The organism is Pseudomonas sp. 22515, assembly GCF_052044625.1.
GTDB lineage: Bacteria > Pseudomonadota > Gammaproteobacteria > Pseudomonadales > Pseudomonadaceae > Aquipseudomonas > Aquipseudomonas alloputida.
Window position 1 is genome coordinate 32,780 of record NZ_JBQENN010000022.1, and the last position, 16,212, is coordinate 48,991.

The following is a 16,212-nucleotide window of genomic DNA, read 5'->3' on the forward strand; positions in this document are numbered from 1 at the left end:
GAAAGCGAGCGAATGAGACCCTTCTGGCTGCAACAGGCCCTGGATTCGGCGCAGGAGGCGGTATGCCCGCCGCTGCAAGGCGATACCCGTTGCGATGTGTGCATTGTCGGCGGCGGCTACACCGGCCTGTGGACGGCACTGATGCTCAAGGAAGCGGTACCGGCCCTGGATGTGGTGCTGATCGAGGCCGACATCTGTGGTGCCGGTGCCAGCGGCCGCAATGGGGGGTGTGCGTTGTCCTGGTCGGCCAAGTACTTCACCCTCGAACGCCTGTTCGGGGCGGCGGAGGCGGTGCGGCTGGTGCGCGAGTCAGAGCGCAGCATCGCAGACATCGGTGTGTTCTGCGCGGCCAATGGCATCGACTGCGACTACCGCCTGGACGGCACGCTGTACACGGCCACCAACGCAGCGCAGGTCGGTGCCACCGACGCGGTGATCGCCGCGCTGGAGCACAAGGGCATCAACTCGTTCCGCCGCTTGCCGCTGGAGCAGGTGCAGCGCCTGGCCGGTTCAGCACGGCACCTGGAGGGCTGGTTCTCGCCGGCCGCCGCCACCGTGCAGCCTGGCAAACTGGTGCGCGGCCTGCGCCGCGTGGCCTTGCAGCGCGGCGTGCGCCTCTACGAAGGCACCGCCATGACCGGCCTGGAACACGGCGCCCCGGTGCAGGTACGCACGGCCCACGGCACGCTGCGCGCCGACCGTGTAGTGCTGGGCCTCAATGCCTGGATGGCGCGCGTCTTCCCGCAGTTCGAGCGCAGTGTGGCGATCGTTTCCAGCGACATGGTCATTACCGAACCGTGCCCCGAGCTGCTGCGCCAGATCGGCCTGGACAGCGGCATCAGCGTGCTCGACTCGCGCATTTTTGTGCACTACTACCACAACACCTCCGATGGCCGGCTGATGCTCGGCAAGGGCGGCAACACGTTTGCCTACGGCGGGCGCATGTTGCCGGTGTTCGACCAGCCGTCGCCGTATCGGCGGTTGCTGCGCGAAAGCCTTGGCGGCTTTTTCCCGGCCTTGGCCGAGGTGCCACTGGCGGCCAGCTGGAACGGGCCGTCGGATCGCTCGGTAACCGGGCTGCCGTTCTTTGGTCGGTTGGACGGGCAGGGCAACGTGTTCTATGGCTTTGGTTACTCCGGCAGCGGTGTTGGCCCGTGCCACATGGGCGGGCAGATTCTTTCGTCGCTGGCGCTGGGGCTGGACAACCCGTGGACCCGGTCGCCGCTGGTCAAAGGGCCGCTGGGGCTGTTCCCGCCCGAGCCGATCCGCTACCTGGGCTCGCTGATGGTGCGCAATGCCATCCGCCGCAAGGAGCAGGCCGAAGATCGTGGTGTGCGCCCGCGAAGGCTGGACGTGCGGTTGGCGCGGTTTGCCGCAGCGGCGGGCAAGGCCGATAAAGGCTGATGAGATTTCTTGTCGATCCCATGCTCGAGGGCGTATAAAATGCACCCACTTTTGGCCGGTCGCTTCCTGAACCGGCCGCTGAAACAAGAGAGTCGACATGGGCGCACAGTGGAAAGCCAAACATAGAGAAACAGCGGCCAATGCCAAAGGCAAGATCATGGGCAAGCTGTCCAAGGAAATCCAGATCGCGGCCAAGTCGGGTGCCGATCCCGACATGAACCCGCGCCTGCGCCTGGCCATCGTGCAAGCCAAGAAAGCTTCAATGACTCGCGAGACCCTGGATCGGGCAATCCGCAAGGGCGCTGGCCTGGACGGTGATGCCGTGCAATACCATGCGGTGAGCTATGAAGGTTTCGCACCGCACCAGGTACCGCTGATCGTCGAGTGCCTGACCGACAACATCAACCGCACCGTCGCGCAGATCCGCGTGCTGTTCCGCAAGGGCCAGCTGGGTGCCAGCGGTTCGGTAGCGTGGGACTTCAACCATGTCGGCCTGATCGAAGCCACGCCTGCGAGCGCTGACGCTGATCCGGAAATGGCCGCGATCGAAGCCGGTGCCCAGGACTTCGAGGAAGGTGAAGAAGAGGGCTCGACCCTGTTCATCACCGACACCACCGACCTGGACGCGGTGCAGAAGGCCCTGCCAGAGCATGGTTTCACCGTGACCGCAGCAAAAATCGGCTACACCCCTAAAAACCCGGTAAGCGCGGCCAGCCTGAGTGCTGAAGCGTTGGCCGAGGTCGAAGCGTTCCTCGAGGCGATCGACGAGCACGATGACGTGCAGAACGTCTATGTTGGCCTGACCGAGTAATCGTCGGGGCCGCGTTGCGGCCTGTTCGCGGGCAAGCCCGCTCCCGCAGGTTTTTCACGATGCTGAACGATGTGAGAACCCTGTGAGAGCGGGCTTGCCCGCGAGAGGGCCCTTGAATTCCACCGCAGGGAGCCTGCATGAACCCCACCTTCGCCTCCCTCAGCCTCGCCCACCTGCGTACCCTCGACCACCTGTTGCAGCTTAAAAACCTCAGCCACGCGGCCGAGCGCCTGGGTGTCAGCCAATCGGCCCTGAGCCGCCAGTTGGCCCACCTGCGCGAAGCCTTCGATGATCCATTGCTGGTGCGCCAAGGGCGTGGTTACGTGCTTAGCGAACACGCCGAAGCCCTGGTCGAGCCTTTGCGCCAGGTGCTCGAAGAACTGCACGCGCTGCGCCAGCCCGCCATCTTCGACCCGGCGCGTTGCGAGCGGCGGTTCTGCCTGGCCGCTTCGGACTATGTGGCCGAGCACATGCTGCCGCTGCTGGTGGCGGCGCTGGAGCGCGAAGCGCCAGGTGTGTCGCTGGAGTACCGCACCTGGCAGGCCGGCCAGTACGCCTTGCTGGCCAGCGGAGAAATCGACCTGGCGACCACCTTGTTCGACGAGTCGCCGCCCAACCTGCACGGACGGCTGCTGGGTGAGGACCGCGCGGTATGCCTGATGCGCCAGGATCATCCGTTGGCCGCGCAGGCCGCGCTCAGCCAGGCCGACTACCTGGCGTACAAGCATGTGCGCATTTCGGGCGGTGGCGACAAGGACAGCTTCATCGACCGGCACTTGCGTGCACAGGGCCTGCAGCGACGGGTCAGCCTGGAAGTGCCGTTCTTCTGCGCCACGGTACAAGTGATTGCCAACAGTCAGGCAGTGGCCACGGTCCCCGAGCATATTGCCCGGCAGTTGTGCCGTTTACATCACCTGGCCTGGCGGCCACTGGGCTTCATTGACCACAGCCAGCGCTATTGGGTGGTGTGGCATCAGCGCCTGCAGGCTTCGGCCGAGCACCGCTGGTTGCGCAACCGGGTGTTCGAGCTGTGGCGTCAGTCGCAGTTCGGGGTGCAGGGTGGGCATGCGGGTTTGCCATAGCAGCTATGCGTGAAGCGGGGGTTATTCGGCTGGGGATAGGTGCCTAGACTGGGGCATTGTGTTGATTGTGCGGCTTCTTCGCGGCTGTAGGCGCGGGTTTACCCGCGAAAGGGCCAGCACAGGCAATGGATAACCCCAGGAGAGCTAGCGTGACCCCCGAACAATTCCGCCAGTACGGCCACCAACTGATCGACCTGATTGCCGACTACCGCCAGACCGTGGGCGAACGCCCGGTCATGGCCCAGGTCGAACCTGGCTATCTCAAGGCCGCCTTGCCCGCAACTGCCCCTCAACAAGGCGAACCTTTCGCGGCCATTCTCGACGACGTCAATAACCTGGTCATGCCCGGCCTGTCCCATTGGCAGCACCCGGATTTCTATGGCTATTTCCCTTCCAATGGCACCCTGTCCTCGGTGTTGGGGGACTTCCTCAGTACCGGTCTGGGCGTGCTGGGCCTGTCCTGGCAATCCAGCCCGGCCCTGAGCGAACTGGAAGAAACCACCCTCGACTGGCTGCGCCAGTTGCTTGGCCTGTCTGGCCAGTGGAGTGGGGTGATCCAGGACACTGCCTCGACCAGCACCCTGGTGGCGCTGATCAGTGCCCGTGAACGCGCCACTGACTACGCCTTGGTACGTGGTGGCCTGCAGGCCGAGCCCAAGCCTTTGATCGTGTATGTCAGCGCCCACGCCCACAGCTCGGTGGACAAGGCTGCACTGCTGGCAGGTTTTGGCCGCGACAATATCCGCCTGATCCCCACCGACGACCGCTACGCCCTTCGCCCAGAAGCACTGCAGGCGGCGATCGAACAGGACCTGGCTGCCGGCAACCAGCCGTGCGCCGTGGTTGCCACCACCGGCACCACGACGACCACTGCCCTCGACCCGCTGCGCGCGGTGGGCGAAATCGCCCAGGCCAATGGGCTGTGGTTGCACGTTGATTCGGCCATGGCCGGCTCGGCGATGATCCTGCCCGAGTGCCGCTGGATGTGGGACGGCATCGAGCTGGCCGATTCGGTGGTGGTCAACGCGCACAAATGGCTGGGTGTGGCCTTCGATTGCTCGATCTACTACGTGCGCGATCCGCAGCACCTGATTCGCGTGATGAGCACCAATCCCAGCTACCTGCAGTCGGCGGTGGATGGCGAGGTGAAGAACCTGCGCGACTGGGGCATTCCGCTGGGCCGTCGGTTCCGTGCGTTGAAGCTGTGGTTCATGTTGCGCAGCGAGGGTGTCGATGCATTGCAGGCGCGGCTGCGGCGTGACCTGGATAATGCCCAGTGGCTGGCGGGGCAGGTCGAGGCGGCAGCGGAGTGGGAAGTGTTGGCGCCAGTACAGCTGCAAACCTTGTGCATTCGCCATCGACCGGCGGGGCTTGAAGGGGAGGCGCTGGATGCGCATACCAAGGGTTGGGCCGAGCGGCTGAATGCATCCGGCGATGCTTATGTGACGCCGGCTACACTGGACGGGCGGTGGATGGTGCGGGTTTCGATTGGTGCGCTGCCGACCGAGCGGGGGGATGTGCAGCGGCTGTGGGCACGTCTGCAGGACGTGATCAAGGGCTGAAGCCTTCGCGGGCAAGCCCGCTCTCTAGGGATCGCATCAGGGTTGAAGCCTGTACGGTACCTGTGTGAGCGGGCTTGCCCGCGAAGGGGCTGCAAGGCAGCCCCTGCAATCTATCAGTGGCTCACCGCCTGAAAGCTACCTTTACGGCTGGCTTCATAGGCAGCCTTTTCCATCGGCTTGGCGTCTGGGTTGCCCAGGTCGTCCATTGCCAGGCGGTGGGTTTCCGGGGCAATGTAGGCCGCCAGGGCGCACACGCCGGTGATGAAGAAGGCCAGCCCACCGACTACCAGCGGAATGTTGTCCGAGCCGGGTGGGGCAACCATTGCGAACAGCGCGGGCAGCATGGCGGTCAGCATGGTGCCGATGTTCTGCGCGATGGCCATGGCGGTAACGCGGTAGCGGGTGTGGAACAGCTCTGGGTAGAAGCTTGGGAACACCGCGTTGTAACCCTGGTAGACCATGCCCCACATGACGATCGAGGCGGCGAACGCCATTGGCACGTTCTGGATGCTGATCGCATACAGGTAGACGAAGGCCAGCAGGCCAGAGCCCAGGCAGCCAGCGATCATGGTCGGGCGACGGCCGATCTTGTCCGACAGGTTGCCCACGAACGGGATCACCAGTACCGCGACGATGTTGCCGACCACCGGAATCCACAGGTACACGCTCTTGTCGAAGCCGATGCCATACGCCGGCTGCACCGCGTAGGCCGCACCGAAGATGGTGGCCACGACCGGGATCACGTTCATCAGGGCCATGAACATCACCAGCACCATGTGCTTCCAGCTGTGGCGGAATGCCTCGCTGATGGGCGACTTGGCAACCTTGTCCTGTTTCTCTTCTTTGACGAACGCTGGGGTTTCGTGCACTTCCTTGCGGATGATGAAGCCGGCAATCAGCACGATGGCGCTCATCAGGAACGGAATGCGCCAGCCCCATTCGGTAAAGGCTTCGCTGGGCATGAAGTAAGCCAGTGGCAGGAATACCGCCGCCGCCAGAACCTGGCCCGCTTGCACACCTTGCAGGGTGAAACTGGCGTAGTAGCCTCTTCGGCCAAACGGCGCGTGCTCCATGATCATCGAGCTGGCACCGGAAATTTCCCCGGCCACGGCAAAGCCCTGGATCAGGCGCAACACCACCAGCAAGGCCGGTGCGAGGTAGCCGATGTCGTGGTAGGTGGGTAGCAGGCCGACAGCCATGGTCGACAGGCCCATCAGGAACATGCACAGCAGCAGGACGTTCTTGCGACCGCGGGTGTCACCCCAGTGGCCCAGTACGAAGGCGCCGATCGGGCGTGCCAGGTAGCCCACGCCATAGGTGGCCAACGAGGCAATGATGGCCATTTTCGGGTCGGTGTTAGGGAAGAAAATCTGCGGGAAAATCAGCGCAGCGGCCTGGGCGTAGATGAAGAAGTCGTAGTACTCGAGTGCCGAGCCTATCCATCCACTGGCGGTCGCTTTCTTTGCTTGCGAGCTGGAGTGAGCCATCGTTGTCTCCGTTGTTATTGTTGTTTGCGCAGGTTCCGCCAGAGGTTATGCCAAGGCAGGAGGCAACGGTCGGTGTGCCTGCGTCTGTGGTCCATGTTGACCACGGGCCCGCGGTCTAGCAATTCGCTAAAACGGGTTTTGTGCGATAATCGAACGCAAAACTAACCATTCCGTACAAAGAGATTGAAGCGACGACTTTACCTGCGAATAATCGATCGTGCCATAAACTGTGACAGGGGTTGTTTGCCCGAATGGCACCGTATTCTTCCAACAACAAGGAACTCCCGCCATGCAGCGTTCGATCGCTACCGTGTCCTTGAGCGGCACTCTGCCGGAAAAGCTCGAAGCCATCGCCGCCGCCGGTTTTGACGGCGTCGAGATCTTCGAGAACGATCTGCTCTATTACGCTGGCAGCCCGCGCCAGGTGCGCCAGATGTGCGCCGACCTGGGCATTGCCATCACCTTGTTCCAGCCTTTCCGCGACTTTGAAGGCTGCCGCCGTGACCGCCTGCAGAAAAACCTCGACCGCGCCGAACGCAAGTTCGACCTGATGCAGGAGCTGGGTACCGACCTGGTGCTGGTGTGCAGCAACGTCCAGGCCGATGCCCTGGGTGACGAGCAACTGTTGGTCGACGACCTGCGCCTGCTGGGCGAACATGCCGGCAAGCGTGGCCTGCGCATTGGTTACGAAGCGCTGGCCTGGGGCCGCCACGTCAACACTTACCAGCAAGTGTGGAACCTGGTGCGCCAGGCCGACCACCCGGCACTCGGGGTGATCCTCGACAGCTTCCACACCTTGTCGCTCAAAGGTGACCCCAGCGCGATCCGCGACATCCCCGGCGACAAGATTTTCTTCGTGCAAATGGCCGATGCGCCGATCCTGGCCATGGATGTGCTGGAGTGGAGCCGCCACTTTCGCTGCTTCCCGGGGCAGGGCGAAATGGACATGGCCGGTTTCCTCGCGCCGATCCTCGCCACGGGTTACCGTGGCCCGCTGTCGCTGGAAATCTTCAACGACGGCTTCCGCGCCGCACCGACCCGGCAGAATGCCGCCGACGGCTTGCGTTCGCTGCTGTACCTCGAAGAGCAGACCCGCTTGCGCCTGGAGCAGGAAAACACGCCGATCGAACCTGGCGTGCTGTTCTCCCCGCCGCCGGCCAGCGCTTATGACGGCGTGGAGTTCCTGGAGTTCGCGGTCGACGAAGCCGTCGGCGCGCGCCTGGGCAACTGGCTGAAGCGCCTGGGCTTTGCCGAAGCCGGCAAGCATCGCAGCAAAGAAGTGCAACTGCTGCGCCAGGGGGATATCAACATTGTGCTGAACGCCGAACCGTATTCCTTTGGCCACAACTTCTTCGAGGCCCATGGCCCGTCGCTGTGCGCCACTGCGCTGCGGGTCAAGGACCAGCAAGCGGCCCTGAAGCGGGCCACCGCCTTCCGTGGCCAGCCGTTCCGCGGCCTGGTCGGTCCCAATGAATGCGAAGTGCCGGCGGTGCGTGCGCCCGATGGCAGCCTGCTGTACCTGGTAGAGCAGGGCACTGCCGGCCACACCCTGTACGACACCGACTTCAGCCTGGACAACAACGCAACCGCGACCGGCGGCCTGCGCCGCATCGACCACATGGCGCTGGCCTTGCCGGCCGAGTCGCTGGACAGCTGGGTGCTGTTCTACAAGAGCTTGTTCGACTTCGCCGCCGACGACGAAGTGGTGCTGCCCGACCCGTATGGCCTGGTCAAGAGCCGCGCCCTGCGCAGCCAGTGCGGCACCTTGCGCCTGCCGCTGAACATCTCGGAAAACCGCAACACCGCCATCGCCCATGCGCTGTCAAGCTACCGTGGTTCGGGCGTGCATCACATCGCTTTCGATTGTGACGACATCTTCCGTGAAGTGGCGCGGGCCAAGCTGGCAGGGGTACCGCTGCTGGAAATCCCGCTGAACTATTACGACGACCTGGCGGCGCGTTTCGATTTCGACGACGAGTTCCTCAGCGAACTGGCGTACTACAACGTGCTGTACGACCGTGACGCTCAAGGTGGCGAGCTGTTCCACGTGTATACCGAGCCGTTCGAGGAGCGTTTCTTCTTCGAGATCATCCAGCGCAAGGCGGGGTACGCCGGTTACGGCGCTGCCAACGTTGCGGTGCGCCTGGCAGCCATGGCCAAGGCTCGAAGCGGAGCGGCGCGCAAGCCGGTGCTGTAGTCGCCTGCACCGGCCTGTCTTGTGGGAGCGGGGTGAACCCTGCTTCCACAGGATCGTGACGGCCCGATTCAGTGACGCTCAGCCACCATCAACAACGACTGCGGCACCGCGCTCTGCGGGTGCTGCGGTTCCTGCAGACTGAACAGTCTCAACCCCGCCATGTCCAGCGCATTCAGCCAGCTGGCCAGGGTGCGGAAATACCAAGGCATCGGTTGCCAATCCCCGGCGAACCCGGCAAAAGACTCCTCTCGCCAGCCATCCTGATAATTTCCACCGGCCACGCTCCACGGGTGCAGGGTCTGGATCACCAGCGCACCGCCGGGCACCAGCAAAGTACGCATGGCCGACAACAGTTCAATGATGTCCTGGTGCAACAGCGCGAAGTTGGCGCAGATCAGGTCATAGTCCTTGCCAACATGCACCTTCGCCTCAGCCAGCTGCGCATAGCTGGCCAGGTGCACCTCACCCGCGCCCGCAGCCTGCGCTGCATCCACCAGGGAGCTGTCGCCGTCGACGCCCACGGCCTCGATACCTCGGCTGGCCAGCGCGCGCAGCAGCCAGCCCTCACCGCAGCCCAGGTCGAGCACCCGTTCGGGCTGGCGGCCGAGGATGGCCAGCAGGATGGCCTGGTCGGTGACCTGGCGACGGCTTTCGATGGCGCCGCTGCGTACGGCGTCGATCCAGACTTGGGCGTTATGGTGCCAACTGTCGAGCAAGGCGTCTTCAGGGTTGCGCATGATCGGCTCCATCAGCGGAAAAGGTGAAGGGCAAGCCCGGCAACGGCGCAGCCGATCAACACGTGTATCACCCCGCGCTTGTAGCGGAACAGCGCCACAGCCGCCGCGAGCGCTATCACAGCCGAGGACCAGTGGAACGCGCCATCGAACCCGGCCGGCCACAGCACGTGGTAGCCGAAGAACAGCGCAAGGTTGAGGATTACCCCCACCACCGCCGCAGTGATCCCGGTCAGTGGGGCGGTGAACTTCAGTGCGTTGTGGGTCGACTCCACCAACGGGCCTCCGGCGAGGATGAACAGGAACGAGGGCAGGAAGGTGAACCAGGTCACCAGGCTCGCTGCCACTGCGCCCGCGAGGAACGCCTGGTGGGCGCCGAACATCGGCTGCATGTAGCCGCCGACGAAACCGACAAAGGCCACCACCATGATCAGCGGCCCGGGCGTGGTCTCGCCCAGCGCCAGGCCATCGATCATCTGCGTGGGCGACAGCCAGCCATAGTGGCCGACAGCCCCTTGATAGACATAGGGCAGCACCGCATAGGCACCGCCGAAAGTCAGCAGCGCCGCCTTGGTGAAGAACCAGCCCATTTGCGTCAGTGTGCCGTGCCAGCCAAAAGCCGCCATCAGCAGGCCCATGGGCAGAAGCCAAAGCGCTGCAACTGCCAGCAGCAAGGTCACCAGGCGGCCCCAGCTGAAGCGGGCGTGCGCGGGTATCGGGGTATCGTCGTCGATCAACGCCGGGCGCTGGCGGGGGCTGGCTGCGCTGTGGCCACCACCGGGCGCGAACTGTGCCGGCAGCAGCCGGCCGCCGACATAACCCAGCAGTGCGGCCGCCAGCACGATCAGCGGGAAGGGGACGTCAAGCGCGAAAATGGCCACGAACGAGGCCGCGGCAATGGCCCATAACCAGCCGTTCTTCAGCGCCCGCGTGCCAATGCGGTGGGCGGCATGCACGACGATGGCGGTCACGGCCGGCTTGATCCCTTCGAAAATCCCGGCGACCACCGGTACTTCGCTCCAGGTCAGGTACACCCACGACAGGCCGATCAGGATGAACAGCGACGGGAGCACGAACAGAGCGCCGGCCATCACCCCGCCCCAGGTGCGGTGCATCAGCCAGCCGATGTAGGTGGCCAGTTGCTGGGCCTCGGGCCCGGGCAGCAACATGCAGTAGTTGAGGGCATGCAGGAAACGCCGTTCACTGATCCAGCCGCGCCGCTCCACCAGCTCCTGGTGCATGATCGCAATCTGCCCGGCCGGGCCGCCGAAACTGACGAAACCCAGCTTCAGCCAGAACAGCAATGCCTGGGCCAGGCCGACAGAGGCGGGTGTTTGCCCGGCAGTTGCTTGCAGGTGTTCAGCCATGCGGTGTGCCCTTGCTTTCAGCCAGTCGCAGCGCGTTGGCGCTTGATTCGGTACATGTGCCCGTCAGCATGGCGCAGTAGCATGTCGGCATCGTTGCCGTCTTCGGGAAAGCGGGCCACGCCAATACTGCAGGACGGTGCATCGATGCCGGCAAACTCGGCATCGAGCGGTTCAGCCATGACCGCGAGAATGTACTGCACGTGCGTGGCAATGGCCTCCGGCGACGGGCAATCGGGCAATAACACGGTGAATTCGTCACCGCCCATCCGCGCTACCGTGCCAGCCGCCCCTACGCAGCTTTCCAGGCGGCGGGCCAGTGTGCACAGGACCCGGTCACCCACGCTGTGGCCGTGGTTGTCGTTGATCTGCTTGAAGTCATTGATATCGAGGAACAGCAAGGCCAGCCTGCGGTTGTAACGCCGGGCCGCGGCCAGGGCAGTGTCCAGCCGTTCATTGAACATGGCGCGGTTGGCCAGCCGGGTCAGCGGGTCATGATGGGCGAGGAAGCGCAGTTCGTCTTCGGCCTTGCGCTGGGCGGTAACGTCCCGCGCCACGCCGATACGCGCCTGGGCCTCCTCGGACCAGCAGGCCGCCCACAGAATGTGCACCACGCTGCCATCCTTGCGAAGGTAACGGTTGCAAAAGTCGTAGTGCGGCTGGCCGTTCATCACCCGCATGATCGAGGCGCGCGTGGCCGCGAGGTCGTCAGGGTGCATGTAGCGGGTAATCGGCGTGCCGATCAGTTCGCAGGCCTCGTAGCCCAGCAGTGTCTTGCAGGCATCACTGACGAACACGATCTGGTTTTCCCTGTCGACCACGAATACCGTGTCCAGCATCAGGTGGATCAGCCTGGGATACAACGCTTGCAGGTCTACGGGCATGGCTCAGGGTGTCCGCGGCAGGGTGACCGATCATAGCCTGAAGGAATACGTCGCAGCTACGGCAGCCTGCAGGGCGGGTGCCCCTTCCTTGAAACTGGCAACGACCGCATCGAAAGGGGTGGGTCTCGTGGATCGTTGCCACCGGTCAGGCCTTGCTGGCCTGTTCGCAGTACAAGGCTGCTCGTGCAGGGGCACTTCATAGCTTGAGGTCGCTATCAATTGCTGACTATCAGCTCCGGCCCCAGGTAATCATTGATCTGCTCGATATCATCATCCCCCAGGCTGCCCACCGACGAGGCCAGCCGCAGGCGCGACATCAGGTAGTTGAGCTTGGCCTCGAACAGATCATGGCGGGCGTCATACAGCAGCTCCTCGGCATTGAGCACATCCGAGTTGGTGCTGGTGCCACCTTCCTTGAAGCCCTTGCGGGTCGAGGTCAGCGAACGCTCGTTGGAGGTCACGGCCTTCTCCAGTGCCTGAATGCGCAGGGCGCCACTCTGCACGCCACGGTACTCGCGGGTCGTGTTGGAAATCACCTCCTGGCGAGTGGCGTCCAGTTCATCCAGGGCCTTGGCGCTGTTGGCGCTGGCCTGGCGGGTCAGGGCACGGGTGCTGCCACCGCTGTACAGCGGGATGTTCAGCTCCAGCCCGATCGAGCTGTAGTGGTTGCGCTGGTTCAGCTCGGAAATCGACTGGCTGCTGCCCGCGGTGTAACCCGCCACGAAATCCAGGGTCGGGTAGTGTCCGGCGCGGGCGCGGTTGACTTCTTCCTCGGCCAGCGCGTAGCTGTGCCGGCGCGCATGAATCAGCGGGCTGTCAGCCTGGGCCTTGACCAGCCACTCCTGCAGGTTGCCCGGCATCAGCGGCGGGGTGCTGAAGCCCGCCTGCAGGGTGGTCAACGCCTGCGGGGTTTCACCAATGTATTCCTCCAGCTTGCGCCGGGCATTGACCAGGTTGTCCTGGGCGTCGATCAGGTCGGCCTCGGCCAGGTCGCGCCGGGCCACCGACTCGTCGACGTCGGTGATGGTGCCGGCGCCCAGTTCCTTGCGCCGCTTCGCCGATGCCAGCTGTTCCTCGAAAGCGCTCAGCTTGGCCTTGGCCAGGGTGATGGTTTCGCTGGCCAGCAGCACGTCGAAGTAAGCGTCGGCCAGGCGCACCGCTGCGTCCTGGCTCTTGGCATCGAACACCGCCACGCTGTAGTCGGCGCGTTGCTGGCCCTGGCGGTACTCGGCCATCTTCTGCTTGTTGAACAGCGGCTGGCGCAGGCGCACGTTGGCGCCCTTGGAGTCATAGTCGAGGTCATTGTCCTGGCCATTCTGGCGCTGGCTGCCATTGACCTGGTTGAAGTAGGCCGAGGCGTTGATCTGCGGCAGCAGGCCGGCCTCGCCGATGGCGCGGTTTTCGCCACCGGCTTGTTTTTCATGCACGGCAGCGCGGTAGACCGGGCCCTGGTACTGCAACAGGTCCCAGGCTTGCTTCAGGTCCATGGCACTGGCCTGTACGGCAACTCCCAGCAGGCACACCATCAGGCATGGGCGTTTCATGTCATTGCTCCTTGAACGCGGCGTCCACACGTTCGAGCATTGGTTTGAGCAGGTAGCTGAGCAGGTTGCGCTCGCCGGTCTTGATGGTGACGGTGGCAGGCATGCCGGGGCGGATGTGGTTGCTGCCCAGCAAGCCCATGCCGGCCGGCGTCACTTCGACCTGGGCCAGGTAGAACGGCTGCTTGCTTTCTTCGTCGAGCAGCCGGTCGGCGGAAATGGTTTTTACCCGGCCGGGAATGTTCGGTGTCTGCGCATGGTTGAAGGCCGGGAAAGCGATGTCCACGGCAAGGCCTGGGACCATCTTGTCGATCGCCTGCACCGGGATCATCGCATCGACCTGCAGCGGCTGGTCGAGCGGCACCACTTCCATGATCTTGGCCCCGGGCTGGATGATGCCGCCGACCGTGGCGATGCTCAGGCCCTGCACCATGCCGTCGATCGGCGAGCGGATCACCGTGTGGGTCACTTCATAGTCCAGTGCGCGCAAGCGATCGGCCAGGGTGGTATTTTCCTTGGCAGTATCGGTCAGTTGCGACTCCACCTCCTTCAGGTAATCGTGCTGGCGCTGCAGGATGCGCAGCTTGATCTCGGTGGCCTGGCTGCGCGCCCGGGCAATGTTATTGAGGTTTTCGGCCTGGCCGGCGGACAGGTCGGCATTGCTGCGCTCCAGCTCCAGCAGGCGATTGCGGGGTACATAACCTTCGGCGGCCAGTACCCGGGTGCCTTGCAGTTCCTGGTTGAGGAAGCCGATCTGCGAGGCGCGGGCGCCGTACACCTGCTGCAGGCCCTTCAGTTGCACTGCCGAGGCAGTCAGGTTTTCTTCAAGGATGCTCAGTTCACCGGCAAGGCCCGCGCGGCGGGTATCGAGCAGGCGCTGTTGCAGGTCCATGGCGGCCAGCAGGCGTGGGTCATTGGCGTAGTGTTCAAGCAGGGCAGGGTCGAACGTCACGGTATCGCGGCCATCGCGTTCGGCTTCCAGGCGGTTTTCCACGGTCTTGCTGACGATGTACTGGGCGCTGAGAGCGCCTTGTTCGGCCACCGCGCGCAGGGCATCGAGGCGCACCACTTCCTGGCCTTTCTTCACCACATCACCTTCGCGCACCATGATCGCTTCAACGGTGCCACCGCTCAGGTGCTGGACCGCCTTTCGGTTGCTGGTGACCTTGACCGTACCGGTGGCGACCACGCCGGCGTCCAGTGGCGCCAGGCAGGACCACAGCAGGAAGCCGCCGAAGCCGGCGATGACCAGCCATACGCCCCAGCGTACCGGGCGGCCCGCGTCCAGGTCGATCAGGTGGCTGGTCTCGGCGGGGATCAGTTCGGCATGTTGAGTCATCTGCATGGTTGGTTACTCCCGTACTTTGACCGAAGCCAGCGGTGCCGCAGCCGTTGCCGGAATCACCGCGGCCTTGCGCAGCGCGGCGAACACTTCGTCGCGGCTGCCAAGCATGTGCACACCGCCGTCGCGCAGCATCAGTATCTGGTCGACTGCGCACAGCACATTGGGCCGGTGGGAAATCAGCACCACCGTGGCGCCGCGTGCCTTGAGCTCGGCCAGGGCATCGACCAGGGCTTTTTCACCCACGTCATCGAGGTTGGCGTTGGGCTCGTCCAGCACCACCAGGTTGGGTTCGCCATACAGGGCGCGGGCCAGCGCGATGCGTTGCTTCTGGCCGCCAGACAATGGGCTGCCATCGGCGGCCAGGCGGGTGTCGTAACCCTGCGGGAAGCGCAGGATCATGTCGTGTACACCGCTGCTGCGGGCGGCACGGATCACCGCGTCGCTGTCCACCTCGGCAAAGCGGGCGATGTTTTCGGCGATGGTGCCTTCGAACAGCTCCACGTCCTGCGGCAGGTAGCCCAGCCACGGGCCCAGTTCAGCCTTGTTCCAGGTGAAGATATCGGCGCCGTCCAGGCGCACCTTGCCGGCCTGGGCCGGCCACACACCTACCAGCAGGCGGGCGAGGGTGGACTTGCCCGAGGCCGAAGGGCCGATGACACCCAGGCTGTCACCCGGGGCCAGGCTGAAGCTCACTCCGCGTACGATGCTGGTGCTGCTGCCAGGGGCGCCGGCGATCACGTTCTCCACGGCCAGCATGCCCATTGGCCGCTGCAGCGACATGCTCGGTGGCCGTTGCGGGTAGTCCTGCAGCAGGTCATTGAGCCTGCCCCAGGCCAGGCGGCAGCCCAGCAGTTGCTTCCACGCGGCGATTACCTGTTCCACCGGGCCCAGGGCTCGGCCGGTCAGGATCGAGCAGGCGATCATCATGCCGGGGGTGATCGTCCCCTCGATCGCCAGCAGCGCGCCGGTGCCGAGGATCAGCGATTGCAGGGTGATGCGCACGAAGCGCCCGGTGCTGCTGATCAGCGCCGCGCGGTCGGAGGCCAGGGTCTGCATCTGCAGGATGCGCAAGTGGCCCTGGTACCAGCGCTTGCCGATTGACGGCAGCATGCCCATGGCTTCGATCACTTCGGCGTTGCGCAGGTTGTTGTTGGCGTAGCTGGCTGACGACATGGCTGCCTGGTTGGCTTCGGCCAAGGGCTTTTGCGTAGCCTTTTCAGTGAGGTAGGCCAGCCCGACGAGGATCAGCGAGCCAATCGTGGTGACCAGCCCGAGCCAGGGGTGGATCAGGTAACAAACCAGCAGGTAGATCGGTGTCCAGGGGGCGTCGAAGAACGCGAACAGGCCGTTGCCGGTGAGAAACTGCCGAACCTGCGCCAAGTCCTGCAGGGCCTGGGCCGGGTTACCGCCGGCACGGCTCAGGTTGCGTTCGAAGGCAGCGCTGAAGAGGCGCCGGTTCAGGCTCATGTCCAGGCCGTTGCCCACCCTTATCAACACCCGGGTGCGAACCATCTCCAGCGCCGACATCAGCAGGAACAGCCCGACCACCAGCAAGGTGAGCATGCCCAACGTCGTGACGTTGCGGCTGACCAGGGCGCGGTCGTACACCTGCAACATATAGATGGCTGGCGTCAACATCATGACGTTTATCACGCCGCTGAAGGCGGCTAGGGCGTAGAAGCTGCGGCGCAAGCGAAACAGCACGTCGGCCAGCTCGGAGCGGGTGCGTGGTGGCTTAGCCATCGGGGGGCCTCCCTTCATCACAAAGCGGGAAGCCCTTGCGGCGCCCCGTAAAACGGTA

12 protein-coding genes are annotated in these 16,212 nt (G+C 64.2%); 5 read left to right on the top strand and 7 right to left on the bottom strand.

Annotation, left to right across the window (positions count from 1 at the left end; all coding sequences use genetic code 11):
- The first annotated feature begins 12 nt into the window (after positions 1 to 12).
- The 4 genes from ACTJJN_RS19740 to ACTJJN_RS19755 all read left to right on the top strand — a co-directional run bounded on the left by ACTJJN_RS19740 (position 13) and on the right by ACTJJN_RS19755 (position 4,859).
- Entirely contained in the window at positions 13 to 1,404 is a 1,392-nt protein-coding gene (locus tag ACTJJN_RS19740) for an FAD-dependent oxidoreductase (RefSeq protein ID WP_012052836.1), read from the top strand.
- 97 nt (positions 1,405 to 1,501) lie between these two features.
- Positions 1,502 to 2,215 carry a YebC/PmpR family DNA-binding transcriptional regulator gene (locus ACTJJN_RS19745; RefSeq protein WP_004575404.1) on the top strand — a complete coding sequence of 238 codons (714 nt, stop codon included), beginning with the start codon at positions 1,502 to 1,504 and terminating at the stop codon, positions 2,213 to 2,215.
- A gap of 137 nt (positions 2,216 to 2,352) precedes the next feature.
- Complete coding sequence (locus tag ACTJJN_RS19750) at positions 2,353 to 3,297, top strand: LysR family transcriptional regulator (protein WP_003250783.1); 945 nt, start codon at positions 2,353 to 2,355, stop codon at positions 3,295 to 3,297.
- A gap of 149 nt (positions 3,298 to 3,446) precedes the next feature.
- A complete protein-coding gene (locus tag ACTJJN_RS19755; protein ID WP_003250785.1) occupies positions 3,447 to 4,859 on the top strand; it encodes a DOPA decarboxylase in 1,413 nt (470 codons plus the stop codon).
- A gap of 113 nt (positions 4,860 to 4,972) precedes the next feature.
- On the opposite strand, the gene ACTJJN_RS19760 is transcribed toward ACTJJN_RS19755, so the two are convergent.
- Entirely contained in the window at positions 4,973 to 6,346 is a 1,374-nt protein-coding gene (locus tag ACTJJN_RS19760) for an MFS transporter (protein ID WP_014591486.1), read from the bottom strand.
- 289 nt (positions 6,347 to 6,635) lie between these two features.
- On the opposite strand from ACTJJN_RS19760, the gene quiC reads away from it, so the two are divergent.
- Positions 6,636 to 8,543 carry a 3-dehydroshikimate dehydratase QuiC gene (gene quiC / locus ACTJJN_RS19765; protein ID WP_003250790.1) on the top strand — a complete coding sequence of 636 codons (1,908 nt, stop codon included), beginning with the start codon at positions 6,636 to 6,638 and terminating at the stop codon, positions 8,541 to 8,543.
- Positions 8,544 to 8,611: 68 nt separating this feature from the next.
- Here the strand turns inward: quiC and ACTJJN_RS19770 are convergent, their stop codons facing one another.
- The 6 genes from ACTJJN_RS19770 to ACTJJN_RS19795 all read right to left on the bottom strand — a co-directional run bounded on the left by ACTJJN_RS19770 (position 8,612) and on the right by ACTJJN_RS19795 (position 16,154).
- Positions 8,612 to 9,280, bottom strand: coding sequence for a class I SAM-dependent methyltransferase (locus ACTJJN_RS19770; RefSeq protein ID WP_017147715.1), 669 nt, complete (start codon positions 9,278 to 9,280; stop codon positions 8,612 to 8,614).
- Positions 9,281 to 9,291: 11 nt separating this feature from the next.
- On the bottom strand, positions 9,292 to 10,644 hold the full coding sequence (gene chrA, locus ACTJJN_RS19775; protein ID WP_440781543.1) for a chromate efflux transporter: 1,353 nt from the start codon (positions 10,642 to 10,644) through the stop codon (positions 9,292 to 9,294).
- Between the two features lie 17 nt (positions 10,645 to 10,661).
- Entirely contained in the window at positions 10,662 to 11,525 is an 864-nt protein-coding gene (locus ACTJJN_RS19780) for a sensor domain-containing diguanylate cyclase (protein WP_014753518.1), read from the bottom strand.
- A 215-nt stretch (positions 11,526 to 11,740) separates the two neighbouring features.
- Entirely contained in the window at positions 11,741 to 13,069 is a 1,329-nt protein-coding gene (locus tag ACTJJN_RS19785; RefSeq protein WP_014753517.1) for a TolC family outer membrane protein, read from the bottom strand.
- A 1-nt stretch (position 13,070) separates the two neighbouring features.
- Entirely contained in the window at positions 13,071 to 14,411 is a 1,341-nt protein-coding gene (locus tag ACTJJN_RS19790) for an HlyD family type I secretion periplasmic adaptor subunit (RefSeq protein WP_012052828.1), read from the bottom strand.
- Between the two features lie 6 nt (positions 14,412 to 14,417).
- Positions 14,418 to 16,154, bottom strand: a complete 1,737-nt coding sequence (locus tag ACTJJN_RS19795) for a type I secretion system permease/ATPase (protein WP_014753516.1) — start codon at positions 16,152 to 16,154, stop codon at positions 14,418 to 14,420.
- Positions 16,155 to 16,212: the final 58 nt, after the last annotated feature.